Here is a 26270-nt window from a genome sequence, read left to right on the forward strand (position 1 = left end):
AGCGGAACATGACTTTTTCTATCGTCGGGCGTTGCGCCGAAACCGGTCAGTTAGGCGTCGCCATCAGTTCCTCCAGCATTGCCGTCGGTGCCCGCTGTCCCTGGTTGCGGGCCGGTGTCGGCGCGGTGTCGAGCCAGAACATTACGCTGCCGGCTCTGGGACCGCTGATCCTCGATGAACTGGCCGACGGCCTGGATGCACGCGAGGCGGTGGACCGTGCCCTGGCTCGCAATGGCTATAGCGAGTACCGCCAGGTGGCGGTCGTCGATGCTCATGGACATACCGCGATCTACAGCGGCTGCCATGCCTTGGGCGTTCACAATTCGCTGGCCGGTGAGCAGTGTGTGGCGGCTGGAAATCTACTGGCCGACGAGGGCGTGATCGACGCCATGATTGCTGCTTTCGAAGGCAGTGAAGGCTGTCTCGCGGCCCGTCTGATGAACGCTTTGCGAGCCGGCCAGGAGGCGGGTGGCGAGGCCGGGGCGGTGCACTCCGCCGCGCTTTCGGTGGTGGATGATTTGACGTGGCCAATTGTCGATCTACGGGTGGACTGGGCCGAGCAGAATCCCATCGGTGAACTGGAAAAGCTCTGGGTCGCCTACCAGCCACAATTGCAGGACTACCTGATCCGCGCCCTGAATCCGACCCTGGCCCCCCGCTACGGAGTGCCGGGTGATGAGTGATTTGCGCAGCCGCGCATTGCTTGCCAGGCTGGTGGGTTTTGCCACGGTAAGCCGCGACTCGAACCTGGCATTGATCGGGTTCGTGCGCGACTACCTGCACGGCCTGGGGGTGGCCTGCGAACTGGTCTACAACCCGGAGCGGACCAAGGCCAACCTGCTGGCGAGTATCGGCCCGTCGGTGCCTGGTGGCGTGGTGCTGTCCGGGCACACCGATGTGGTGCCGGTGGACGGGCAGGCCTGGACGGTCGAACCGTTCTGCCTGAGCGAGGCAAATGGCAAGCTTTTCGGGCGTGGCACGGCGGACATGAAGGGCTTTCTCGCTTCGGTACTGGCGGCGGTGCCGATGTTCCTGTCCAGCCCGCTGCGGCGACCGGTACACCTGGCGTTCTCCTATGACGAAGAAGTCGGATGCCTGGGCGTGCGCGGCTTGCTGGAGGTACTGCCGCAGCGCATCGAACAACCGGCTCTATGCCTGATTGGCGAGCCCACCGGGCTTCAACCTGTGCTGGGTCATAAGGGAAAGCTGGCGATGCGTTGCCACGTCAAGGGCGCGGCTTGCCACTCGGCCTACGCGCCTTCCGGGGTGAACGCCATCGAGCAGGCGGCGCGCCTGATCGGCCGGTTGGGCCAGATCGGCGCGGGGCTGGCCGAACCGTCACGGCATGACGCACGTTTCGATCCGCCGTACTCGACGGTGCAGGTCGGGGTTATCCAGGGCGGCACGGCGTTGAACATTGTCCCGGCCGATTGCCGTTTCGATTTCGAAGTACGTGCCTTGCCGGACTTTGCTCCCCAGGCCGTCGTCGAGCAACTGCGCGCCTATGCCGAACAATTGCTGCCGACGATGCGGGCCGTGCAAGCCGACACCGCGATCCATTTTGAGCATCTGTCAGCTTATCCCGGCCTGGCAACCTCGCCGGACAGTGCCGCGGCGCGCCTGCTCGCCCGACTGTGCGGCAACGATGCGTTCGGCACCGTGGCTTTCGGTACCGAAGGCGGGCTGTTTCACCAGGCAGGTATTGCGACGGTGATCTGCGGCCCCGGCAGCATGGAACAGGGGCACAAGCCCGACGAATACGTGAGCGTTGAACAAATGGCGGCCTGCGATCGCTTGATGGATCGCCTGGCCAATGACCTCAGCGAGTCCGACGACCGCTGACAAAGGAACCTGCGATGAACGATTTCAATGACTGGAAGAGCCGGGCGGCAGAGCTGCGCCTGAGAGATTGCGCCTTGATCGATGGCGTGCCGACAGAGGCGGTCGACGGCGCACGGTTTGAGGTCATCAATCCGGCCAATGGGACACGGTTGGCGAATGTGGTGGCGTGCGGCGAGCGCGAGGTCGATCTCGCGGTGAAAGCCGCGAGGCGGGCTTTCGAACGAGGCCCTTGGGCGCGCATGGCGCCGGGTGAGCGCAAGACCGTGCTGTTGCGTCTGTCGCAACTGATGCTGGCGCACCGCGAGGAGCTGGCGTTGCTCGACAGCCTGAGCATGGGCAAGCCGGTCATGGATGCCTGGACCATCGACGTGCCCGGTGCCGCCCATGTCTTTGCCTGGTACGGCGAGAGTCTCGACAAGCTGTACGATCAGGTCGCGCCATCGGCGGCGAATGTCCTGGCCACCATTACCCGTGTGCCACTGGGTGTGATCGCGGCGGTGGTGCCGTGGAATTTCCCGCTGGACATGGCGGCCTGGAAAGTCGCCCCGGCGCTGGCCGCCGGCAACAGTGTAGTGCTCAAGCCCGCCGAACAGTCACCGTTCTCGGCCTTGCGCCTGGCCGAACTGGCCCTGGAAGCCGGCTTGCCGCCGGGCGTGCTGAACGTCGTACCGGGCCTCGGCGAGCAGGCCGGGAGGGCGCTGGGCCTGCATCCGGACGTCGACTCACTGGTGTTTACCGGCTCTACGGAAGTCGGCAAATACTTCATGCAGTACTCCGCGCAGTCCAACCTCAAGCAGGTCTGGCTGGAGTGCGGCGGCAAGAGCCCGAACCTGGTATTTGCCGACTGCCGGGACCTGGACCTGGCGGCGCAGAAAGCTGCATTCGGGATTTTCTTCAACCAGGGCGAAGTGTGCTCGGCCAACTCGCGGCTGCTGGTGCAGCGCTCGATTCACGATGAGTTCGTCGAGCGGCTGGTCGCCCAGGCATGCCATTGGCAACCGGGCAACCCCCTGGACCCGGCGAGTCGCGCCGGGGCCATCGTCGACGAACGCCAGACCGCGCGAATCATGCAGTACATCGGGCAGGCACAGGCCGAGGGTGCCCGGCTGGTCTGCGGTGGCCGTCAGCTGAGCTTCGATGGCTCCGGAAATTTCATTGAACCGACGATCTTTACCGGTGTGAAGCCTGACATGCAGTTGGCTCGCGAGGAGGTGTTCGGGCCGGTCCTGGCGGTCAGTGCATTCGAGGATGAAGAGCAGGCCATCGCCATGGCCAACGAGCATATCTACGGACTGGCGGCATCGCTGTGGACGGACGACTTGAACCGTGCGCACCGCGTGGCGCGACGCCTGGATGTGGGTACGGTTTCGGTCAACACCGTGGATGCGCTGGACGTCACGGTGCCATTTGGCGGTGGCAAGCAATCGGGCTTCGGCCGCGATCTTTCCCTGCATTCGTTCGACAAGTACACGCAACTCAAGACGACCTGGATTCAGCTTCGCCACTGAGTGCAATCCGGTCTTAAACCGCAATCGATTTGTTCTCCCCAAGAAAAAGAAAAAGGAGCAACCGATGGACAGTTCTTCAAGCGTGCCGTTGCAATCCGTTGACCCATCCCTGGCCAGGCCTCGCCGACGCCTGGGCCTGAGCGCCCTGCTGGCGGTGGCCGTAGGCCTGGTAGTGTCCCAAGGCGTCATGGTGTTGATGCTGCAAGGCGCCGGTATCGCCGGCATGGGCTTTGTCATACCGCTGGCCCTGGCCTGGCTGCTGGCCTTGAGTTACGCCTGTTCGTTTTCCGAACTGGCGATGATGATCCCTCGCGCCGGCAGCCTGAGCAGCTACACCGAGGTCGCCATCGGGCAGTTCCCGGCGATCCTGGCGACGTTCTCCGGTTATGTGGTGGTGGCAATGTTCGCCTTGTCGGCGGAACTGCTGCTGATGGAGTTCATCATCGACAAGGTCTACCCGCACTCGATGCCGCCGTTGAGCGTGGCGCTTGGGGTGTTGTGCCTGTTCACGGTGCTCAACCTGTTCAACATCGACATTTTCTCGCGCCTGCAAACAGTGCTGGCGCTGGTCATGACGGTGATGTTGCTGGTGATGGGCCTGGGGGCGCTGACAAGCGACGGGGCCGGCAGCGTCTCGACCCTGGTGACGACATCCGGCTGGAACCCCATGGGGCTCGGGGTCGTTGCACTCACGGCGATGGCCGTATGGGGCTTCGTCGGGGCTGAGTTCGTCTGCCCCCTGGTGGAAGAAACCCAGCACCCGGAACGCAACATCCCGGCCTCGATGATGATCGGCTTGACGGTGATTTTCGTCATCATCTGCCTGTATTGCCTGGGGGCCTTGCTCACTGTGCCGCAGGCCGAACTGGCCAGTAATGGCCTGCCGCATTACCTGTTCGCGACCACCGTGTTCGGCGAAGCGGGCCAGGTCTTGCTGGTCAGTGCCGCCATCACCGCCACGTGCAGCACCCTCAACAGTTCGCTGGCGGCCATCCCGCGGATGTTGCTGGGCATGGCGCAGAACGGCCAGGCCTTCGGTGTATTCAAACGCACCGGCAAGCGCAGCGGCGCACCCTGGGTTGCCGTGCTGTTCGTGGCGGCCGTCACCGGTGTGCCATTGCTGTTGATGCACGACCACCCGGACGCCATCAATCTTCTGCTGCTGGCTGCCGCCCTGGCCTGGCTGCTGGCATACGTCATCACCCACATCAACGTGATTGCCCTGCGTCGACGTTATCCCCACGTGCATCGCCCGTTTCGCACGCCGTTCTATCCGCTGCCCCAGCTGTTCGGCATCGCCGGCATGCTGTTTGCCATCTGGCATGTATCCCCGAGCCCGGAAATGACCGTGCCTATCTTCGCCAGCGCCGGTGCAGTGCTGGGCATTGTTTCGCTGATCGCGGTGGTGTGGATCAAGTGCGTCATGGGCAAGCCGCTGTTCAAGCCCGAGCCGCTGGCGGCAGGCCGAGGCACCGACAACGAAAAGATCAATCAGCAAGGAGATTTCCAATGAACGCGTCATTCAACGCAACCCGCAGCACCCGTGAATACCAGGCGCTGGACGCAGCACACCATATCCATGCGTTCCTCGACCAGAAAGCCCTCAATGCCGAAGGGCCCCGGGTAATCGTTCGCGGTGAGGGCCTGGCGTTGTGGGATAACGACGGCAAGCGTTACCTGGACGGCATGTCCGGGCTGTGGTGCACCAACCTGGGTTATGGTCGCCAGGACCTGGCCGCCGCGGCGAGCCGCCAGTTGGAGCAATTGCCTTATTACAACATGTTCTTCCATACCACCCATCCATCGGTGGTGGAATTGTCCGAACTGCTGTTCAGCCTGCTGCCGGGGCACTACAGCCACGCCATCTATACCAATTCCGGCTCCGAGGCCAACGAGGTCCTGATTCGCACGGTACGGCGCTACTGGCAGATTCTCGGCAAGCCGCAGAAGAAAACCCTGATTGGCCGCTGGAACGGCTACCACGGTTCGACCCTGGGTGCCTCGGCCTTGGGCGGCATGAAATTCATGCACGAGATGGGCGGCGTGATCCCCGATGTGGCGCACATCGATGAACCGTACTGGTTCGCCCACGAAGGCGATTTGAGTCCGGCCGAATTCGGTCTGCGGGCCGCTCGCCAACTGGAGGAAAAAATCCTCGAGCTGGGTGCCGACAATGTCGCCGCATTCGTTGCCGAGCCTTTCCAGGGCGCGGGCGGGATGATCTTCCCGCCCGAAAGCTACTGGCCGGAGATTCAGCGTATTTGTCGCCAGTACGACGTGCTGTTGTGCGCCGATGAAGTGATTGGCGGCTTCGGTCGTACCGGCGAATGGTTCGCCCATGAACATTTCGGCTTCGAGCCGGACACCTTGTCCATCGCCAAGGGCCTGACCAGCGGCTACATCCCCATGGGAGGGCTGGTTTTGTCCCGGCGCATGGCCGAGGTGCTGGTGGAGCAGGGCGGGGTATTCGCCCATGGCCTGACCTACTCCGGACATCCGGTGGCCGCCGCGGTGGCAATCGCCAACCTCAAGGCCCTGCGCGACGAGGGCATCGTCAGCCGGGTCAAGGAGGACACCGGGCCGTATCTGCAACGTTGCCTGCGAGAGGTCTTTGGTGGCCATCCCCTGGTTGGCGAAATCCAGGGGGTGGGCATGGTCGCGGCCCTGCAACTGGCCGAAGACAAGGACCGTCGCAAGCGCTTTGCCAACGAGAACGAGATGGCCTGGCAATGCCGCACCTTCGGTTTCGAGGAAGGCGTGATCATCCGTTCCACCCTCGGCCGGATGATCATGGCTCCGGCGCTGGTGGCCAGCCACGCCGACATCAACGAACTGGTCGACAAGACCCGTATTGCTGTAGACCGCACCGCCCGCGCCTACGGTCGCCTTTGAGTCCCGTCGCCGGCTCGTGCGGGCGAGCCGGCTCCAAACAACCTGGCTTCGTACAGGTCATGAGAGGAATCGATCGATGTCCAGATCCTTGCGTTGCACTGTTGCGTGTATGGTGGCGTTGTCGAGTGCCAGTATCGTCGCCGCGCCGCCGAGTCTCACTGTGATCTCCTTTGGCGGGGCCACCAAACAGGCCCAGGACAAGGCCTATTTCCAACCCTTCAATGCCAGCGGCGCGGGAAGCGTCGTGGCCGGTGAGTACAACGGCGAGTTGTCGAAGATCAAGGCCATGGTCGCAGCGGGTCACACCAGCTGGGACGTGGTCGAAGTGGAAAGCCCCGAATTGCTGCGTGGCTGTGAAGAGGGGCTGTTCGAGAGACTCGACCTGACGCATCTGGGGGATCCGGCGAACTTCGTTCCCGGTACGCTCACCGAGTGCGGCGTGGCGACCTACGTCTGGTCGATGGTCCTGGCCTATGACCGGAGCAAGCTCGCCAAGGCCCCTGGATCATGGGCGGACTTCTGGAACGTCACCGACTATCCTGGCAAGCGCGGTTTGCGCAAGGGCGCCAAATACACCCTGGAAATCGCATTGCTGGCGGACGGGGTCAAGGCGCAGGAGCTGTACAAGGTGCTGGGCACCCCCGAAGGTGTGTCCAGGGCGTTCGCCAAACTGGACCAGATCAAGCCGGACATCCAGTGGTGGGAGGCCGGTGCCCAGCCAGCCCAGTGGCTGGTGGCGGGCGATGTGGTGATGAGCGCTGCCTACAATGGCCGGATCGCCTCGGCGCAGAAGGAAGGCATGACGCTGGAGATTGTCTGGCCGCAAAGTCTGTATGACCCGGAGTATTGGGCGGTGGTCAAGGGGACGCCGAACAAGGCCCTGGCTGAACAGTTCATCGCTTTCGCCAGCCAGCCGCAGGCGCAGAAAGTGTTCTCCGAAAACATCCCCTATGGGCCGGTACATCGCAAGACGTTGAGCCTGCTGCCTGTAGCGGTGCAACAGCAACTGCCCACCGCCGAGGCCAATCTGGCTGAAGCGCGGGCGGTGGATGCCGAGTTCTGGGTTGATCACGGCGAGGAGCTTGAGCAGCGTTTCAATGCCTGGGCTGCGCGCTAGCGGCCTAGCCACACTGTTCATTGCAGCCATTGCCGGAACTGCTCCTTGCAATAATCGACGAACAACTGCGCCGGCTTGGTGAGGTGCGCCCGTTTGAGCCAGCCGGCCACCAGTGCCGAGCCGGTCACCTCTTCGGTGATGCTGACGCACACCACCTGTTGCCCGTCGTAGGTGCAGGTGGAGTGCGGCCGGGTGACCAGTACCGAGAAGCCGAATGCCTGGCCGACCATGCCCCGCACCATTTCAATGGACGGCGAGCTGAAGACGATATTGGGCGTCAGGCCCAGCTCTTCGAAAATGCTGACGAAATAGGTTCGGCTGGGTTGTACGTCCAGCAGGATCATCGGCTCCAGAGCCAGGTCACGAAGCGATACTTGCGCCTGGTTGGCAAAGCGATGCCCGGCCGGCAACAGTGCGTAGGGTCGCTGTGGCGCCATCAGGGCCTCGGTTTCGATGGTGCTGTCCAGATCGTGCTCATAGAAAATCGCCAGGTCGAAACGACCGCCGGTCAATCCCTGCATGAGTTCCTGTTGCTCGCCGTCCCGCAGGCGTATCTCGACGCCCGGGAAGCGCTCGCGAAATCCCGCGATCAGTCGCGGCAGATAGAGCGGGGCGACGGTTTCGAAGCAACCGATGTCGATCTGTCCGCTGATCACATCGTTATCGGCCAGCGCATTCTGCTCGAACTCCCGGGCCATGCGCAGCAGTTCCTGGGCCTTGCGATAGAAGCGAGCGCCGCCCGGTGTCAACGACACTCCCTGGGCGTGATGGCGAATAAGCAACTGCACGCCAAAACTGTCCTCCAGGCCTTTGACGGCCGTGGCTATGGACGGTTGGGCGATGTACAGCTTGCGAGAGGCTTCAGCCACGCTGCCACATTCAACCGTCGTGACGAAGTACTTAAGCTGACGCAAGGAATAGGACGCCACGGCACACCTCGATCCGGATGGTTTTCTTGCCTACCTTACCTTGTGATGCGTGGACAGGGGACGTGGATTGACGCGGATTTTCCTGGGCAGTGGCGATATTCAGGCTGGGCAGACACGAAAAAACACCCGCCGAACCATCCATGGCGGGTGTCTGGGAAAAACCGGCTCAGAAAGGAGGGACCTGGCCGGGGTTGGTAGGTGAAATCACGCCACCGGAATCGACGGATCGGCCGCTGCCAGGGCTGCCGCGCGATCGGCGGCGGGCGGGTAGATCCAGATCGAGTTGATCTGGTTCTTGAGGCTCTTGGCTTCCTGGCCCACCAGTTTGAGCTGGCGATCCCATCCTTCGGTGTACACCGCGCCCCAGGCGCCCAGGTCCAGGCAGGTCACGTACTTGGGCTGGCTGTAGGGCATCGGTGCCACGCCCAGCAGGTCGGCGGCGACGTTGTTGCCGGCGTAGCGCCCCAGGGCGATGGCGTGCTGGCAGGACATCGCCGCGTAGTTGCCCACGGTGTCGGTGGCGGCATAGGCCACGTCACCGGCGGCGAAGATGTGATCCTGGCCCAACACCTTCAGGTTGCCGTCGACGTGCAAGCGGCCCTGGCGATCGCGGGTGCCGGGCACGTGTTCGGTCAACGGACTGGCGCGGAAACCCACGGTCCAGACCACCGTGTTGGATTCGATGCGCTGGCCGTTCGACAGGATGACGCCGCCGGCATCCACCGATGCGACCGAGGCGTTGAGGATCCATTCGATGCCCAGGTGAGCCGACGCTTCGATCAGGGACGGGCGGATGCCCTCGCCCAGCGAGGCACCGATCTCTGGGGCGCGGTCGACGACGATGACCCGGATCTTGGCCTGTTCGCCGAGGGCCGTGCGCAGGCGGGCGGGCATTTCGGTGGCGGTTTCGATCCCGGTAAAGCCACCGCCGGCCACCACTACGGTGTTGCGGGCAGGGCTTTCCGGCAGATTGCCGAGGGACTTGATGTGGGCTTCGAGACGGGTTGCCTGTTCGATTTCATCAACGTCGAAGGCATGTTCGACCACGCCCTTGAAGTCAGCGCGCATCAACTGGCTACCGGCGGCGAGCACCAGCCGATCATAGCTCAGCGTGCCTTGGGCACCGGAGGCGTCGCGATAGCTCACCTGCTTGAGATCGGCATCGACGCTCTGTGCCGAGCCCTGCACGAAATTCACTCCGACCGCGTTGAACAACCCGTCCAGCGGGGCCGTCATCGTATGGACGTCCGGCTCGTAGAAACGCGGCCGGATGCGCAGCTCTGCCTGGGGCGCCAGGACAGTAATCTGCACATCGTTGCGATCATGCTGGTCCAACAGGCGGGCCGCGCTCAAGGCGCTCCATACCCCACCGAAACCTGCGCCAATTACCAGAATATGCTGTTTCATGATGTGCTCCCGAAGACAAAATCGATACGTTGAATTGTTCAGCTGTTTCAGCGTGACCGTGTCGCGAAGTACCCGAACGTGCGTGGCTTCATGCATTCAGCTTCGGTTCGCTGTAGGAAATGGTATGCGTCGGTTCGGCGGCCGACACTTCTACATAAGGTCAGCGGCGGCATGTCTGCGTATGAAAGATCTATACGAAGGTGTTAGAGCGATGGGCGAGAGGATTGGCGGGTTGGACGCTGCCTTTGTGCACGCCGCAGAACCTGTGGGAGCGAGCCTGCTCGCGATGACGGCGGTACATTCAAAATGGATGCAAGCTGACCCTCCGCCATCGTCGGATCGCCGCCCGGAGCAAGCTCGCTCCCACAGGAAATGTGTGATTGTTTCAGCCAACCGGCCGATTGAGTACCGATTCGATACTGGCGATCAGTTCAGCGCAGTGAAACGGCTTGGGAAAGAATGCCACCGGCTCCGCTGCGCCGGCCTTGACCCGGGGCATGGGGGCGAGATGGCCGGTGATGAAAATGACCGGGATGTGAATGCCTTGGTCGGCCAGTTGGTTATACATCTGGATGCCGCTCATGCCGGGCATCGTGATATCGGAGATCAGGCAGGCGGTCTGTTCTGGGCCGCTGGAGGAGAGGAAATCCAACGCGTTGGCATAGGTTCGAACGGTGTAGCCGCTGGAGCGCAGCAGACCTTCCAAGGCAATTCGAACGGACTCATCGTCATCGACCACTGAAATAATTGCGGTATTGGACATTTAGGTACCGAAAGTGATGTCAGGTCGCCATAAAGGCCCCGTCTTCCCTGCAAGATACCTTGTCCTGTCACCCCGCCAAGTTATACCTGGGTATGAACTTTCACTCGCCGCGATGCATGTCCAGCGCCTGGGCCATGCGCACCAGATCGGCGAATGAGCGCGCGCGCATTTTGCGCATGGCCTGGCCCCGGTGGATCTTGACCGTGATTTCACTCAAACCGATTTCCCCGGCGATCTGTTTGTTCATCAAGCCCGACGCGGCCAGGGCCATGACCTGTTGTTCCCGGGCCGTCAGGCTGGCGTAACAGTCCTGGAGCGCCCGACGGCTACGATCGGACTCGCGGCGCAACCGATCCCGCTGGAGGGCGGCGGACACTGCATCGATCAGGTCCTGCTCCCGGAAGGGTTTGCTCAGGAAATCCACCGCGCCGGCTTTCATGGCCTTGACCGTCATGGCGATGTCGCCGTAGCCGGTCATGAACACGATCGGCAGATGGGTATCGGTCGTTGCCAGTTGCTGCTGGAAGTCCAGGCCGCTGGTGCCGCGCAGCCGCACGTCGAGCACCAGGCAACTGGGTTGGTCGGGGCGAGGGTATTGCATGAACTCCGTCACCGAGCCGAACAGTGCGACCTGCAGGCCAATGGAGCGCAGCAGGCCGCCGAGGGCCTCGCGCAGCGGTTGATCGTCGTCGACGATATAGACGAGCGGCTCGTCGTTGATGGCCTGGCAGGCGGAGTGGGTGGGCGTCATCGGCTTTCCGAAACGAATCTGTGCAAGTGAGTAGGAGGGGCGAACCTGCACGAAGTGCCTTGGGCTGCGCTCGGATCCTACGGTCATGGGAATCGTTGCATCTTAAAAGTGCCGCTTGCCGCCAGGTAGGACATAAAACCCTGAAATTGCGCCACGGTCCTGAAGCGCTGCATACCGAAGTATCAGTGGGCTTGCCCAAAGGTTGAATGGGTTGTCCCTAGGTACAACAGACAAGCGCGCGCCGCGGGAATAACCTGCCAGGCATACCGTCGCCGGTGCGTCTCGATGAAGGGGCCGGCGATGATCCTGTCCACTCCTGAATCAATGGCCTGGTGCCTGGGACGGCTACTATGATGAACAGAAATGACCTGCGTCGTGCTGACATCAATCTGCTGGTTGTCTTCGAAACCCTGATGCATGAGCGCAATGTCAGCCGTGTCGGTGAAAAGCTGTTTCTTGGTCAACCGACGATCAGCAGTGCACTGGCCCGCTTGCGACTGATGTTCGATGACCCCTTGTTCATCCGTTCGGGCCGGTTGATGGAGCCGACGTCACGGGCCCAGGAAATATTTTCCAACCTGAGCCCGGCACTGGATGGCATTGCCGCTGCCCTGAGTCGCTGCCAGGCGTTCGATCCGGGCACCAGTGAGGCGACCTTTCATGTCGGACTGTCCGATGACGTTGAATACGCGTTGCTGCCGGATCTGTTGCGCCGCCTGCGGGTCGAGGCGCCGGGCACGACACTGGTGGTGCGCCGGGCTGATCAATGGCAGATGTCCCAGTTGCTGATCAGCGGGGAAATCACCCTTGGCATCAGCCACACCCTGGAGTTGCCGGCCAATGCCCGGCGCAAGGACTTGCGGCGGATTCGGCCGATGCTGCTGCGGGCCGACTCGCAGCCCGGCGAATTGTCCCTGGACGAGTTCTGCCAACGACCCCACGCGGTGGTGTCGTCCATGGGCAATGTCATCGATGACTCTGATCGCGCCTTGAACCTGATCGGGCGCCAACGCCGGGTGGTGTTGACCGTGCCACAGTTCAGCGCCTTGCCTGTGCTGTTGGCCCATAGCGACATGATCGCCATCGTGCCGGACTATGTCGCCCAGGCCATGGCGACGGCCGCTGGCCTCAGGGCCGAGCCGGCGCCGATCCGCTTGCCCGAGCACGCGCTGTCGATGGTCTGGGGTGGTGCTTCACACAACGACCCGGGGGAGTGCTGGCTGCGCTCCCGTTGCAGTGCGTTCGTGGCCGAGCACGCCGAACACCATGCCTCGCGGAAGGTCGCCTGAGCGCTGCAAGGCAGGCTAAGAGGCGTATCCTGCCGGGTCGATACGGGCTTGCGCCTTCGCCACCAGGCGCTGCACCCATTCGGCATCCTGCTCGTTGATCACTGCGTAGCGGTCCGGTGGAAAAAAGGTCCAGTGATGGGCTGCTTCGGCAAGGCGCTTGAGTTCATCGCCAGACAACCAGTAAGACGTGTCGATCAAGGGGATCGGTGCGCCGTCGAAACGCCGGCCCAGCGGCAGTTGGGTACCGGGGGCAAAGGCAATCGCCAGTTGCGCTCGTGGTTGAAGCCGCTTGGCCGGCGCAGGCGCCTGCCCGATCCGAGCGTAGGTGAAGTTGCCCGGAAATTGCTCCTTGAGCACCAGCCAGTGCCCCGCCTCGGTCCTGGTCAGGATCCACTGCGATACACCGCTGTCCTGCATGTGCACGATTTTATCGTTGACCCAGAGCATGAGGGTGTTGCAGTCAGGGTCAAAGTCGTTGGACCACAGGCAGAAACCCGAGACCAGGGTATGGCGCTCGAGCTCGACCACCCCCTGATCCGGCATGGACTGCCAGTAGCGTTTGGTCGGGTCGTGCTTGTCCCGCAGGAAATTGCGCAGCGCCCAGGCCGTGGTGAAAAGCACTGTTGCGACCGCCAGCCATCCCAGGGACTCACCGATGATGGTGTCCAGATCGAGGCCAGGGGCGAACAGCGCTTGATAGAGCAACAGTCCCAGGAGGAATGCGATGGGGGGCAACAGGGGGCCGAAGCACAGCGGCGGCACCAGCACCATGACCCAGTTGAAACGGTGGTGAGCCGCGTAGTCATGGGCCCAGGCCTGCTCCTGGGGCAGCATCGGCGCCTGTTCACGCGGGCCGATGGCTGGGTCCGGGGTCCAGAAACGTATGTACTGTGTATAGGAGAAGTCGCTCATGGACGAAGTCATGCTCGTTGAGGTAATCGTTGGGAACCCCAGTCCGGTCAGCGGGAAAAGCGCTTGCGGTAATCCCGGGGTGAAATCGAGAGGTGGCGCTGGAAGGTAAGGCGCATTCGCTCTTCGTCACCGAAACCGCACGAGCGGGCGATCTGGTCGATGTTGCGTTGGGAGTCTTCCAGCAATCTTCGCGCGGCTTCCAGGCGAAACAACTCGATGGCCTTGGCCGGGGTTCGGCCGGTCTGGCGCTTGTAGACCCGGGCGAAGTTGCGCGGACTCATCCGCGCCTGGCGGGCCAGCCGTTCGATGGTCAGGTCGTCGCTCAGGTGCTCGGTAATCCAGAGGTGCAGCTCGTCGAAGCCGGCGCTGTCCTGGGTTTGCAATTGCAGCAGCTGGCTGAATTGCGCCTGGCCGCCGGGTCGCTTGAGAAACACCACCAGCTCTCGGGCCACTTGCAGGGCGACGTCGCGTCCGCAGTCGGCTTCCACCAGTGCCAGGGCCATGTCGATGCCGGCGCTGACCCCTGCCGAGGTCCAGACGTGGTCCTGCTGGATGAAAATCGCATCCAGGTCCACCTCTACCGCCGGGAAACCGCTTTTCAGCATGTCGCACATCGCCCAATGGGTCGCGGCACGGCGTCCGTCCAGCAAGCCGGCCTGGGCCATCAGGAATGTGCCGCTGCACACCGATGCGGTGCGTCGCGCCCTGACCGAGGCATGGCGCAGCCAGTCGACCAGGTCGACGCAATCGATCATCGCCTGGCGGATGTCGGGCGCGCCGGGGACGATCAGCGTGTCGACCGGGACGTCGTCGAACTGGCCCAGGCCGCAGGTCTCCACGACCAGGCCCTCGGCGGTTCGCATCAACCCGCCCGCGAGGCTGGCGGTATGCATGGCGTAACCGGGCAGGCCGCGTTCGACCATGGCTTTGGTCGCGGCCCAGAACACCGTCTGGGCCCCGGTCAGGTCCAAAAGGCCCATTTGCGGGTAGGCCAGGAAGACCAGCGTGCGTGGTTGGGTGATCGACCGGGTGGCGAGGTCGATGTCACTGCTCATGTCATTCATGGTGGCGTGGAGGTTCAAGAAGTCGATTTCATTGTGCTTTATACACCGGAAGGCACTCCATGCCGGGTCGATTATCCATTTTCGGCACAATTGCGCGGTGTTTCCGGGAGACGGAATGGAACTTGCCTGATCTTTGCCCAACAAGCCCAGGAATCGATGAAGGTCGGGTCAATGAATAACAACACCATCGCATCGCCGGTCAATCGGTTCCGTACCGTCGACATCGACGAGCACGCCCGGAACATGGGCGGTTGGCAGGTCTGCTACGACCAATTGACCCCTGGACGCTTCGAAGGCGAGTTGATCGAATTCCGTTCCGACTGGATGCAATTGGTGCGCGACCGCTCTAATCAGGCCATGACCAAGCGTGGGACGGCCTGGGAAGGGGCCATCACCTTCAGCATGCCGTTGGTGGCGGACGGCCCGGTGTTTTGTTCCGGGCACCCGATCCTCGAGCCCAGCCTGCTGGTGGCCCGAGGGCAAAACTTGCCTGAGTTGCGCACGCCCCAGCATCTGGATGTGCTGGGCGTCGCCATCGACGAGCAGGCGTTGGCGCATGTGCTGGAACGCCAGGGCAGTCGTTTTCGAATTACCGATCTTCCCAAGTGTTACCGCCTCGGTGACTCGACGCTGCCGGCTGAGCTGGCGGCGCTGTTCGCCGAACTGGAAAGCGACCAGGGACGGGACTCACTGCTGGGCTACGAGTCGATCCGCCGTGGCCTGCGCGATACGGTGATGCTGCATATGCTGGAACTGGTGGCGCCGGACGAGGCGCCGCCCCTCAGCCCCACGGCGCGCAAGCGCATGGTCGACCGGGCCCGGGAGTACGCGTTGGCCCATGTCGACGAGCCGCTGTCGATCCTTGACCTGTGCAACCACATCGGTGCCAGCCGGCGCAAATTGCAATACTGCTTCCAGGAAACCCTGGGCATCAATCCCGTGGCTTATTTGCGCGCGTTACGCCTCAATGCCGTGCGCCGTGAGTTGCGCAACGGCGATCAGGTCCAGGGTGTGCAGGAGGTGGCGGCACGCTGGGGGTTCTGGCATCTGAGCCGGTTCTCCAGCGACTATCGGGTCCTGTTCGGCGAAACCCCTTCGCAGACTTTGCGTCGCACGCATCTGTGCTGAAAACGGATAACGGCCGATAACGCCTGCTCCCTAGGATGACCCCACCACCATATGGTCGGAAGGGGCATTCGATGAATCACAATAAGAAAACAAACGTCTTGCGCTTTACGTGGTTGACCCTGGGGATGCTCGGCCTCTGCGCCGGCGCCCATGGCACCGAAAACGGCGCGCCGACCACGGCGGTCGGGGTCTATGACTTCGGTGCGGGCATGATGCCGCCGGCCACGCCCTTCGGGACCGTCGGCCTGCGCACGGCGTTTTATTCGGCCAACGTGCAGAAAGACCGCCACGGCAACTCGGCGGACAACAATTTCTCCCTGGATGTGCTGTCCATCGGCGTCGCCTACATGCGCATGACCGATTACACCGTGCTGGGCGCCAAATATGGCTTCGGCACCGTGGTGCCGTTCTTCAAGATGGACGCTTCGGTACAGGTGCAGACCCCCGTCGGCCCGCTGGATCTTGAGGCCGATCCGTTTCGCCTGGCGGACGTCCAGTTCCTGCCGGTGATCCTGCAGTGGACCCTGTCGCCGAACCTGTTCGTCAATACGCAGTTCCAGATCCAGGCACCCACGGGCGACTACGACAAGAATCGCCTGATTTCCCCCGGCCTCAATCACTGGACGTTCTCACCGATCGTCAACGCCACCTACCTCTCCGACAGCGGCTTTGAAGTGTCTTCAAGCTTCGAGGTCGATGTGAACACCCGCAACAACGCCACCGACTACAAGAACGGCGTCGAGTACCGCCACGAGTTTGCCGTGGGCCAGCACGCAGGCCCCTGGACGGTGGGGGTGGGCGGTTATTACTACCGCCAATTCACCGATGACGATGCACCGGGGCTGGAGAGCGGCAACCGCGCCCGGGTGATGGCCGTCGGGCCGGCGGTGAGTTACTTCAAGCCCGGCATCCCGCCGGTCTGGCTGCACGTCTACAAGGAGTTCGACGCACGTAACCGTGCCGAGGGCTACACCGCGGCGTTGCGCATCTCTCAAAGTTTCTGAAGGGGCTCGCCATGAATCAATCAAGTTCCGTTTCAACGGCCGCGACCCCATCGCGCCAGCCTGGCCGGCGCGAGGGCCTGGTGCTGATGCTGGGCAGCAGCCTGACCATCATGGGCTCGGTCATGGTCGCGCCGATCCTGCCCCGGTTGGGCGCCGAATTCGGTCCTGTCGAGCCCCGTGCCGATCTGCTCGTGCCACTGGCCGTCACCGGGCCGGCCCTGGCGATTGCCGTGTGTGCGCCACTGGCCGGTTGGCTGGCCGACCGTATCGGGCGCAAGGCGTTGCTGGTGCTTGCCACCTTGCTTTATGCCTTGCTCGGCGCCTTGCCGGCGCTGCTCGACAGCCTGCCGGCGATTGTCGGCACCAGACTGTTGTTTGGCTGTACCGAAGCAGCGGTCATGACCTGCTGCGCAACCTTGATCGCCGACTATTGGCACGGTGAGGAGCGTTTGCGCTATGTCAACCGGCAGGTGGTGACGATCGGCCTGGTAGGCGCGCTGTTCTTCGTCGTGGGCGGGGCGCTGGGAGAGCACTCGTGGCGTTCACCGTTCCTGCTCTATCTGCTGCCGTTGCTGCTGGTGCCAGCGATGGTGAAAGTGCTGTGGGAACCTCCGCTGGCGAGGCGCCAGGTGGTTCAGCAGCCAGCCGATGAAACGGGTCCGACCAAGGTCGCGGTGCGGCAACTGGTGGTCGGTTACCTGATGATTCTGGGCGGCATGGTCCTGACGTTCGTCGTGCCGGTGCAGGCACCGATGCTGCTGGTCAGCCTGGGCATCACGTCGAGCACGATGATCGGCCTGGCGGCGGGCCTGAGCCTGCTGGCGACCCTCGGAGGGTCGTTGATGTGGCCGTTGTTGCGTCGCCGCTTGGGTGTGGCCGGTTGCAACGCGCTGTTGCTGGGCCTGATCGGCGTGGGTCTATGGCTGCTGATGCGCGGGCAGAGCTACAACGCGGTGCTGGTGGCGGTCTTCATCCAGGGGCTGGGTTCCGGGTTGCTGGTGCCGAATGTGATGGCGCCGGTGATGAACGCCTTGACCGCCAGCACCCGTGGCCGGGGCTTGGGTGGATTCACCTCGTTTCTTTATATCGGCCAGTTCGTCAGTCCGCTGGTGGTGGCCTCCGTGATGGCCTTCGCCGGAGACCTGCGCCACGCCATCCAGTGGATGGCCATCGCCGGCCTTGTCGCGGCATTGCTCTGGGTGATCGCCGGCTTGCGCGCTCGCGGCCACGACCAGGCGAACATTGTCGATCCAACACGCCCGGCTCACGCCAATCGTCATGAATAAGGAATCCGAAGCATGAGTATGCAAGACATCCACCAGTTGATGGATCGCGAAGACGCCATGGGACTGGCCGAGTGGGTCCGGCGCGGCGAGGTCCGGCCTGGCGAATTGCTCGAGGTGGCCATTGAGCGCCTGGAGCGGGTCGAGCCGCAACTCAATGCCGTGGCCGAGCGGCTGTACGACTCGGCGCGGGCGGAAGCGGATACGGCTCAAACGGGACAGGGCCCGTTGGCCGGCGTGCCGACCTTGATCAAGGACCTGTTTTCGCCGGTCAACGGTGCGGCGATGACCAACGGCTCGCGCTCCCTGGGAAGCGCTCGGGCGGATTTCGAGGCGGAAGTCGTGACGCGTCTGCGCCGGGCAGGGTGCCAGTTGATGGGCACCAGCACGTCGCCGGAGTTCGGCACGTCGTACTCCACCGAGTCCACGCGTTTCGGCGCGACTCGCAACCCCTGGAACACCGACTACAGCGCCGGGGGATCCAGCGGCGGTGCGGCGGCGTTGGTGGCGGCCCGGGTGGTGCCGTTCGCCCATGGCAACGATGGCGGCGGTTCGTTGCGGGTGCCAGCGTCCTGCTGCGGCGTGTTCGGCCTCAAGCCCAGCCGTGGCCTGTTGCCGTCGGGGCCGATTGTGGGCGAGGGCTGGGCGGGGATGGGCACGCCCCATGCAATCACCTTGTCGGTGCGTGACAGCGCGGCGTTGCTGGACGCGACCGCCGGGATGGATCTCGGCGCACCCTATGCCGCCCCGGTGCAGGCGCTGCCTTATGTGACCGCGGTGCAGCGCGATCCGCAGCCGCTGCGTATCGCCCTGGTCGAGCAACTCGGCCCCTGGCCGACGTCGCCTGAGAGCTTGCGGGCGGTGGGCGAGGCGGCACGCTTGTGCGAGTCCCTGGGGCATCGTGTCGAGCCGGTGAGCCTGCCGGTGGTGTTGCCGGAGTTTCTTGACCAGGTGTTCACCATCATCGGCGCAAGCACCCGCCATTATGTCGATCTGCTGGGCCAGATGCGCGGCCTCGCGGTCCAGGCCGAAGAACTGGAAGTGCGCACCCGGATCATTCTGCGGGACAAGGGCAATGTGAGTGGCGCCCAGTACGCGGCGGCCGTGGAATGGATACACGGGCTGGGCCGGCAACTGGCGCTGTTCATGCAGGATTACGACCTGATCCTCACGCCGGTCCTGACCCGTGAGCCGGCACCGATTGGCGAGCTGGACATCCAGGATGTGTGCCTGAGCCTTGACCAGTTGATCGAGCGCTACCACAGCTACTCGCCGTTCACCGCGTTGTTCAATGCCAGCGGTCAACCGGCGATGTCGGTACCGTTGTCCTGGAGTACCAGAGGCTTGCCCATGGGGGCGCATTTCGCCGGACGCTTTGGTGAGGAGGCTACGTTGCTGGCCCTGGCCGGGCAACTGGAGCGAGCCCGGCCGTGGCGAGGGCGGATGCCGGCGGTGAATGCTTGTTGGTGAGGTCGGCTGGCTGAAAGGCAAGGCGATGCTCGCCCTGCAGGGAGCGGGCATCGGCAACTTTCTTCAAAACGGGTTAAGCCTTTTCTACTGTCTGTAACCTGCGGTTTAGAGCGGTTTGTCCTTCGCAAGGCACCAAGAAGGCACAGGCCGGCGCAATAATTTCAAATCAATATCAAAGAGCCATATTGACCCATTGTCCTACAATCAGTAACCTTTGCTGAATGTTTCAAGGACTGAAAATATGACTGACGGATTAGTTGCGCCTGCTCGCCTGTGCCTGATAGAAAAATTCCTTTCTTGCCCATCTTCTCGCCTGACCACGGTCCTGGCGCAGGATGCCGTTGTCTCCTTGAAACAGTCCGACATGCTGGCCCGGGTGGCTTGTGCACGCCGGGTATTGCGTCAGCGTGTCTTGGCGCCTGAACAAGTCGTTGCCATCGCTCTGCCTTCCAGCATTGAAGTGCTGGTCATGGTGCTCGCGTGCTGGGCCGAGGGCTTGGCGATTGCCTTGCTGCCCCACGAAAGCAAACGTGAAGGGGCAGGGATAGAGGCGATGCTGGCATTGCTCGATCCGGCCTTGATCCTTACCTCCGAGCACATCGCGCAGCAGCTTGCGCAAGAATGGGCGGAGCGGGTCTTGACGGATGGCGCCCTGGTCGAGCGTATGCAGGCCGTGGAAACACCCGTCGATGAGCCGGTGCTCAGCCGTCCTGAAAACCTCGCGATCCTGCAGTTTACCTCCGGCAGTACCGGCGCGCCGAAAGCGGTGTGCATCACCCAGGCCATGCTCAGTGCCAATTGCCAGGCTATCGCCGAACGCGTGTCCGTCGCAGCGGCGGATCGCATGGTGAGCTGGTTGCCACTGCATCACGACATGGGGCTTTCTGCCTTGACCCTGGCCTGGTGGTGCTCCATCGACCTGGTGTTGATGCCCACCAGCGAATTCAGCCGTCAGCCCTTGGCCTGGCTTCATGCCCTGTCGCGCTACAAAGGCACGCTGTCACCGGCGCCGACCTCGGCTTTCGCGTTGCTTGGCCGTCTGGCGGGACGCTTGCGTGACGGCGATCTGGATCTCTCCCATTGGCGCTACGCGTGGGTCGGTGCCGAACCGGTTTTTCACGCGCATCTTCATCAGTTCGAAACTGCCTTCAGCGCTCATGGCCTGAAAGCGGGCGTACTGCAACCAGCCTACGGCATGGCCGAAGCGGTGGTAGCCGTATCCCTCAATGCGCCAGGCCAGGCGTTGCGCGTGCGTTGGCTGGACACCCAGAGCCTGCATGCCGACGGTGTGGTCCGCGAGCAATCGGAAGGAGCACCCGGCGCCGCAGCCTATCTGGGCAATGGCACCGCGGTCGGGGACGTCGAATTGCGCGTGGTGGACGAACACGGCCTTGAGGCGAGCGCAGGCCTGCTGGGCAGCCTGCAGATTCGTGGCAGCAGCGTGATTCGCCGGTACCTGAAGATGGAGCCCGTGCGCCCGCAGGCCAGCGACTGGTACGACACGGGTGACCTGGGTTTCATGCTGGACGCCGAGGTCTACATCACCGGCCGGACCAAGGACCTGATTACCCGTGCGGGGGTGAATGTCAGCCCGCATGTCGTTGAGTGGTCGCTGGAGCATGAACTGGGTCTTGCGGCAGGTTCTGTCGCGGCGTTTTCCTGCATTGACAGTCGGCATGTCAAAGAGAGCGTCGTGGTGGTGATCGCCGTCAATGCGTTGGGCAATCGTGACCTGGAGGAACTGCGTCGCGAAGTCGCCCGGACGGTGGCGCGTCATGCCGGCGTCCAGGTCGACGACCTGGTGTTGATCCGTCGCGCCGATTTTCCCAAGACCACCAGCGGCAAGATCCAGCGCCAGGCGCTGAGTCGCTTGTACCTGAGTGGCAAATTGAATCCCGCAGCGGTCGCCACAGACGCTGTAACCGCCTGATCCTTCCCTTAGCAGCACGGATTGCATACGTGCAAGGAGCACCTGTGTTTGATGTTATTTGCCAGACCATCCACCGCCTCTCGACGCAAGGCATTCTGCCGGCCCACCTCAATGGCTATCCATTGAAGGCCAGCGACACGCTGTTGGACCTGGGGCTCGACTCGATGGGGCAGTTGACGCTGCTTTCGGAGCTCCGGGGACAGCTGTCGGCGGATTTTTCCGCGTCTGTGATCGACGCAATGACCACCCTCCAGGAGTTGGCGCAGTTGCTCGAACACGCCAGCACATTCGAGTTGTCTGCCGCGGTCTGAAGGGGCTCAAGCATGTCCAATATCATCTCTGACAAGGCAGCGTGGTTCGTCAGTGCGCGAGCCGACACGCTGGCGATCCTGATTGGCGGTCCGCTTATTTCCGTCGCGCTGCTGCTGGCGATCATGCAGGGCCCGGCGTTCCTGATCGGTGCGTTGCTGTTCGCACTGTTCCTGGATATTCCCCATGTGCTGCACACCCACGTCCGGCTGTTCGCCGAGCCGCTTGAATACCAGCGCCACAAGAAGCGCTTCTGGGCGAGCCTGCTCGTGATCTCGGCGGTTTGCGTCGGGTTGTATGCGCTGAACGCCTTGCCTTGGCTGGTCGCGATCTGGGTGTACTGGCAACCCTACCATGTGTGCAAGCAACACTTCGGTGTGGCCGCGCTCTATGCGAAGAAGGCCGGGTACCGGCATTCGACCCAGTCGGTTCGCGACATGGTACTGGCAGGCTTCGCAGCTCCCTTGATGTACCGCATCACCCATGGCGGATTCCACTTCGGCGACTACCAGCTGTTCGGGCAGGCGCTGCCGTTCGCCAATATTTCCATCCCGACACCGGCGCTCGATCCGTACTGGGCCTGGCTCGCCTACGGGGTATTCGCGGTCATGACCGTGAAGTTCATCGTGACCGAGTGGGCCCATCGGCGACAGGGTGAGGGCATGCCCCGCTTTGTGCTGGTGATGCTGGCGGTGTCGTTGGGGTTGTACAACACCGCATACCTGTTGGTGGACGACCTGTATGCGCTGATTCTGATCGGCACCAGCATCCATGCCTTGCAATACCACTTGGTCTGCACCTCGACGGTCCTGGCAGGCCTGCGCAGAACCCAGGCGCAGCCAATACCCTCCGGTGCGTTGGGGGTGGCCCATGACTGGGTAAGGCGCATGGGGGCCAAGCCCTGGATCTGGCTGAGTACCCTGGGCCTGGCCAGCCTGCTGGTCCTGAGCCTGGAAATGCCCTCGGTCGGCTTGGTGCCCCTGATCGTCGTTCTTCATCACTTCTACCTGGACGGTGTCATTTGGAAACGTCGATGAAGACTGTGCCCGAGCGGGAGGGGCGAGCGTTTATCGCGGCGCTGCGGCCATTGATCGAGGACTTGCGACGCCATCATGGGTGGCGTTATCGCCTGGATTTCGGGGTGAGCATCGCGCTGTTCTGGACCGCCTTGTCGCTACTGGAGACCAGCCGCTTTCCGGCCTGGCTGGTGCTTTATTCGGTGGCGGTGTTCACCTTGTACCGGTCGGCCATGTTCATCCACGAACTGGTCCATATGCCTCGGCGAGCCGTACCGGGATTCAACCTGATGTGGAACCTGGCCTGTGGGATTCCATTGCTGTTGCCGTCGTTCCTGTACCTGAGTCACATGGACCACCATACGCTGACGCGATACGGCACCCGGCAGGATCCGGAGTACCTGCCGTTTCAACGACAGTTTGGCCGTAGCCTGTTCACCTTGCTGGTGGGCACGCTCCTGACGCCACTGTTGCTGCTGTTGCGATTTGCCCTGGTCGGGCCGCTGTCATGGTGCATGCCGTCGCTACGGCGGGTGGTGATCGAACGCTACAGCGCCGTCACCCTGCATGCGGCCTATCGAAACAGCGCCGCGCGGTTCAGCGCTTCACAGGGATACAACCGCCTGCTCGAGGGACTGACCAGCCTGTATGCCTGGGGGCTGATCCTGATGGCAGGGAGCGAATGGTTGCCCTGGTCCCGTATCGGCCTGTTCCTGGCCGTCATCTATGGGGTGCTGGGGATCAACATGTTCCGCACCTGCCTGGCCCATCGTTATGCCTCCAGCGGTCAGCCGGTGTCCCTGCAGTGGCAACTGAGCGATTCTTCGACCCATGCCGGCCAGGGGCGCTGGCTGGAGTTGTTCGAGCCTCTGAGCCAGCGTTATCACGCGCTTCATCATCTGTTCCCGGCGTTGCCCTATCACGCCATGCGGCCTGCCCATGAACGCATCGTGGCGGCCCAGGGCATGGCGGCAGATCTCTATCGGCAGACCTGCTGCCATCCATCCTCCGTTTCCACGCCTTACTCCACCGAGAATCCGTCATGAGCCGCTGGCAGCAAATGAGTCCGTTTGAGCAATACGTCAACCCCGAGATTGGCGAGTTGATTCGCCGGGTCGGCCTCGACAAGACGTTCGTCCGCGGCGAAGGCTGCTACCTGTACGATGAAGAAGGCCGTGACTACCTGGACTTCCTCGGCGCTTACGGTGCGTTGCCGTTCGGTCACAGTCCGGATGAGTTGCTGGCGGAGCTGGCCAGTTTCCAGCACACCCGCGAACCGATTTTCGTCCAGCCGTCGAGCCTCGCCGCAAGCGGTCTGCTGGCGCAACGTCTGCTCGCCATCGCACCGGGCCAATACCGCAGCGTGACCTTCCAGAACAGTGGTGCTGAGACGGTCGAAGCCGCGCTCAAGGCATGCCTGATCAAGACCGGACGCAAGCGCATTCTGTCGACGTATCACAGTTTCCACGGCAAGACCCTGGGGGCGCTCTCTGCCACCGGCTCGGACAAATACCAGGCCGGATTCCAGGCCCCGTTGCCGGGTTTCGACTTTGTCGACTACGGCGATATCCAGGCCCTCGAAGCCCAGTTGCAGCAATATCCGGGCGCCTATGCGGCGGTCATTGTCGAGCCAGTCCAGGGGGAGGGCGGCATCAACCTGCCGCCGGCCGATTACCTGCGGCAAGTCCGGGCAGCGTGCGATCGCAGTGGCACGTTGCTGATCATCGATGAGGTCCAGACCGGACTGGGACGTACCGGAACCCTGTTCGCCAGTGCCGGTGTGCAAGCCGATTGCTTGCTGCTCGCCAAGGCCCTGGGCGGCGGCGTCATGCCCATCGGTGCGTGCCTGCTGAGCGAGAACGCCTACAGTGCGGATTTCCAGAACAAGCATTCGTCCACCTTCGGCGGCAATACGCTGGCCTGTCGCATCGGCCTGAAAGTGCTGGATCTGCTGCAAGAGCGCCAGGGCTTGTTGGACAGCGTCCGTGAGAACGGACAGTACCTGCTCGAACAGCTCCAGGCCCTGGCCGCACGACACCCCTCGTTCATCAAGGAAGTCCGTGGCGCAGGTTATCTGATTGGTATCGAGTTCCAGCTTGATCGCAGCCACTATCCGCAATTCCACGGCGGTTTCACCGGCATCATGGGCGAGCAGGAAAGCCTGGTGCCGGTCCTGGCCAGTTACCTGCTCAACGTCGAAGGCATACGCGTGGCGCCGACGCTCAATGGCGCCAATGTGATGCGTGTCGAGCCGCCATTGATTGCCGGGCGCGCCGAGTGCGAACGGTTCATCCAGGCCCTGGCCCGGACCCTGCAGTGGGTCGAGGACGGACGAACGGGCACGCTGCTGGCGCACTTGCTGGACGCCGAGCCCAGCCCTGCGGGACCGGCCGGGCAAGCCAGGCACGCGGTGAACTTCAGCGAGCCGGTGGCCGAGAACCATTTCGCGTTCGTTCTCCATCCGCTGGAGCTGTCGAACTATGCCGAGTTCGATGAAAGCCTCAGCCACTACTCGCAGTCGTCGTTGCACCTGCTGGAGCAGCGCTTGAACCCGCTGCTCGATCCATTCTTCGTCTCCACGGTAACGCTGACATCGCCCGCCACGGGCCGCACGGTCACGGGCGACTTCATCATGGTGCCGCGTTCGGCGGCCCAGCTTGCCGCGATGCCCGTGGAGGAGTCGTGTGCGGTGATTGGCCAGGCCATCGACATGGCGCGGCAGCGCGGCGCTACCCTGGTGGGGCTGGGCGGGCACACGTCGATCGTGACGGGAGGAGGGATGCGCCTGCTGGATAAAGGCGTGGCGCTGACCACCGGCAACAGCTACACCCTGTTGACGGCGGTGGAAGCCGCCTGTCGCGCGGTGCGAATGACCGGGCGGCGGATGCAAGACATGCGCGTCGCCGTCGTCGGTGCGACGGGCAGCATCGGTTCGGCCATCGCACGGTTGATCGTGGCGCAGGCCGGCCAGGTCACCCTGGTGGGCAACCCCAAGAGCGCACGCTTCAACACCCCGCGTTTCGCTTCAGTGATCAACCAGCTCGTGGCCTATAGCGCGCAGGCGACGGCGGCACCGGGTAGCGTGCTGGCGCATATCGCGCAACGCCTGGACGGCCAGGACAGTGCCAGCCTCGGCTCGCTGCTCCTGGCGGAAAACGGCCGTCACACGGCGTTGCGCTGGAGCAACGATGTCCAGCAGTCGCTGGCCGACGCCGATCTGGTGCTGATCGCGACCAACAGTGCCGAACGCTTCATCAGTGCGGACGATATCGCTGCCGACGCCATCCTGTGCGACATCTCCAGGCCGGCCAACGTCAGTCAGGACATCGCCATTCGCCGCCCGGACGTGCTGGTACTCGATGGGGGCATCGTCGAAATGCCCGGCGACGCCCGACTCGGCTCGCGCTACGGCATTCCCGACGACCTGGCTTACGCCTGCATGGCCGAGACCATGATGCTCGCCCTGGAAGGCCTCTCCCGGCATACCAGCCTCGGCCTGGACCTGAGCAACGATGACCTGGAACTGGTCCAGGCGTTGTCCAGCCGCCACGGCTTCAAGCTTGCCGGCTTCCGCAGTTTCGACAAAGCCCTCGACCCTGTCGCCTGGCAGCGATACGCCGAGCGTTTCAATCTCGCCACCGCCGAACCTATCTGAC

Annotated in this window: 22 protein-coding genes; 16 read left to right on the top strand and 6 right to left on the bottom strand. The window is 63.1% G+C overall.

The features are described 5' to 3' along the window. Window positions 1-8 precede the first annotated feature (8 nt). From N005_RS20640 to N005_RS20665, 6 genes are all read left to right on the top strand, one after another. Window positions 9-683 carry a DUF1028 domain-containing protein gene (locus tag N005_RS20640; RefSeq protein WP_047702884.1) on the top strand — a complete coding sequence of 225 codons (675 nt, stop codon included), beginning with the start codon at window positions 9-11 and terminating at the stop codon, window positions 681-683. Beyond that, window positions 676-1842 carry an acetylornithine deacetylase gene (argE, locus tag N005_RS20645; protein ID WP_047702885.1) on the top strand — a complete coding sequence of 389 codons (1167 nt, stop codon included), beginning with the start codon at window positions 676-678 and terminating at the stop codon, window positions 1840-1842. Before N005_RS20640 ends, argE begins: the two co-directional genes overlap by 8 nt. 14 nt (window positions 1843-1856) lie before the next feature. Beyond that, a complete protein-coding gene (locus tag N005_RS20650; RefSeq protein ID WP_047702886.1) occupies window positions 1857-3350 on the top strand; it encodes an aldehyde dehydrogenase in 1494 nt (497 codons plus the stop codon). A gap of 64 nt (window positions 3351-3414) precedes the next feature. Next, window positions 3415-4863 carry an APC family permease gene (locus N005_RS20655; RefSeq protein ID WP_047702887.1) on the top strand — a complete coding sequence of 483 codons (1449 nt, stop codon included), beginning with the start codon at window positions 3415-3417 and terminating at the stop codon, window positions 4861-4863. Then, the gene (locus N005_RS20660; protein ID WP_047702888.1) at window positions 4860-6242 is read left to right on the top strand and encodes an aspartate aminotransferase family protein; all 1383 of its coding nucleotides are present in this window, start codon (window positions 4860-4862) and stop codon (window positions 6240-6242) included. Before N005_RS20655 ends, N005_RS20660 begins: the two co-directional genes overlap by 4 nt. 109 nt (window positions 6243-6351) lie before the next feature. Further along, window positions 6352-7359: an ABC transporter substrate-binding protein gene (locus N005_RS20665; protein ID WP_230166190.1), complete on the top strand. Its 1008-nt coding sequence runs from the start codon at window positions 6352-6354 to the stop codon at window positions 7357-7359. 17 nt (window positions 7360-7376) lie between these two features. On the opposite strand, the gene N005_RS20670 is transcribed toward N005_RS20665, so the two are convergent. The 4 genes from N005_RS20670 to N005_RS20685 form a co-directional block, all read right to left on the bottom strand. After that, window positions 7377-8288 carry a LysR family transcriptional regulator gene (locus tag N005_RS20670; RefSeq protein ID WP_047702890.1) on the bottom strand — a complete coding sequence of 304 codons (912 nt, stop codon included), beginning with the start codon at window positions 8286-8288 and terminating at the stop codon, window positions 7377-7379. 204 nt (window positions 8289-8492) lie between these two features. Beyond that, on the bottom strand, window positions 8493-9695 hold the full coding sequence (locus N005_RS20675; RefSeq protein ID WP_047702891.1) for an NAD(P)/FAD-dependent oxidoreductase: 1203 nt from the start codon (window positions 9693-9695) through the stop codon (window positions 8493-8495). A 385-nt stretch (window positions 9696-10080) separates the two neighbouring features. Next, entirely contained in the window at window positions 10081-10458 is a 378-nt protein-coding gene (locus N005_RS20680; protein ID WP_047702892.1) for a response regulator transcription factor, read from the bottom strand. A 100-nt stretch (window positions 10459-10558) separates the two neighbouring features. After that, window positions 10559-11209, bottom strand: a complete 651-nt coding sequence (locus tag N005_RS20685) for a response regulator transcription factor (protein ID WP_047702893.1) — start codon at window positions 11207-11209, stop codon at window positions 10559-10561. A 350-nt stretch (window positions 11210-11559) separates the two neighbouring features. Between N005_RS20685 and N005_RS20690 the strand changes: the two genes are divergently transcribed. After that, window positions 11560-12498 (top strand): LysR family transcriptional regulator, encoded by a 939-nt coding sequence (locus N005_RS20690; RefSeq protein ID WP_047702894.1) that lies wholly within the window; start codon window positions 11560-11562, stop codon window positions 12496-12498. Window positions 12499-12513: 15 nt separating this feature from the next. Here the strand turns inward: N005_RS20690 and N005_RS20695 are convergent, their stop codons facing one another. After that, window positions 12514-13410: a hypothetical protein gene (locus tag N005_RS20695; RefSeq protein WP_047702895.1), complete on the bottom strand. Its 897-nt coding sequence runs from the start codon at window positions 13408-13410 to the stop codon at window positions 12514-12516. Window positions 13411-13457: 47 nt separating this feature from the next. Then, on the bottom strand, window positions 13458-14465 hold the full coding sequence (locus N005_RS20700; protein WP_392397518.1) for a GlxA family transcriptional regulator: 1008 nt from the start codon (window positions 14463-14465) through the stop codon (window positions 13458-13460). Window positions 14466-14645: 180 nt separating this feature from the next. On the opposite strand from N005_RS20700, the gene N005_RS20705 reads away from it, so the two are divergent. The 9 genes from N005_RS20705 (at window position 14646) to N005_RS20745 (ending at window position 26269) form a co-directional block, all read left to right on the top strand. After that, window positions 14646-15602 (top strand): helix-turn-helix domain-containing protein, encoded by a 957-nt coding sequence (locus N005_RS20705; RefSeq protein ID WP_047702896.1) that lies wholly within the window; start codon window positions 14646-14648, stop codon window positions 15600-15602. A 71-nt stretch (window positions 15603-15673) separates the two neighbouring features. Further along, on the top strand, window positions 15674-16606 hold the full coding sequence (locus N005_RS20710; protein WP_047702897.1) for a SphA family protein: 933 nt from the start codon (window positions 15674-15676) through the stop codon (window positions 16604-16606). Between the two features lie 11 nt (window positions 16607-16617). After that, a complete protein-coding gene (locus tag N005_RS20715; RefSeq protein WP_047702898.1) occupies window positions 16618-17892 on the top strand; it encodes an MFS transporter in 1275 nt (424 codons plus the stop codon). Window positions 17893-17904: 12 nt separating this feature from the next. Next, complete coding sequence (locus N005_RS20720; RefSeq protein WP_081993303.1) at window positions 17905-19359, top strand: amidase; 1455 nt, start codon at window positions 17905-17907, stop codon at window positions 19357-19359. Between the two features lie 241 nt (window positions 19360-19600). Further along, the gene (locus N005_RS20725; RefSeq protein ID WP_081993304.1) at window positions 19601-21289 is read left to right on the top strand and encodes an AMP-binding protein; all 1689 of its coding nucleotides are present in this window, start codon (window positions 19601-19603) and stop codon (window positions 21287-21289) included. Between the two features lie 44 nt (window positions 21290-21333). Further along, the gene (locus N005_RS20730; RefSeq protein WP_047702900.1) at window positions 21334-21600 is read left to right on the top strand and encodes an acyl carrier protein; all 267 of its coding nucleotides are present in this window, start codon (window positions 21334-21336) and stop codon (window positions 21598-21600) included. A gap of 12 nt (window positions 21601-21612) precedes the next feature. Next, complete coding sequence (locus N005_RS20735) at window positions 21613-22635, top strand: hypothetical protein (RefSeq protein WP_047702901.1); 1023 nt, start codon at window positions 21613-21615, stop codon at window positions 22633-22635. Further along, window positions 22632-23660 (top strand): fatty acid desaturase family protein, encoded by a 1029-nt coding sequence (locus N005_RS20740; protein WP_052126421.1) that lies wholly within the window; start codon window positions 22632-22634, stop codon window positions 23658-23660. The genes N005_RS20735 and N005_RS20740 overlap by 4 nt, the downstream gene beginning before the upstream one ends. Then, a complete protein-coding gene (locus N005_RS20745) occupies window positions 23657-26269 on the top strand; it encodes an aminotransferase class III-fold pyridoxal phosphate-dependent enzyme (RefSeq protein WP_052126422.1) in 2613 nt (870 codons plus the stop codon). Before N005_RS20740 ends, N005_RS20745 begins: the two co-directional genes overlap by 4 nt. The last annotated feature ends 1 nt before the right edge of the window (window position 26270 follow it).

The sequence above is a fragment of the Pseudomonas mediterranea CFBP 5447 genome (assembly GCF_000774145.1).
Taxonomy (GTDB): Bacteria; Pseudomonadota; Gammaproteobacteria; order Pseudomonadales; family Pseudomonadaceae; genus Aquipseudomonas; species Aquipseudomonas mediterranea.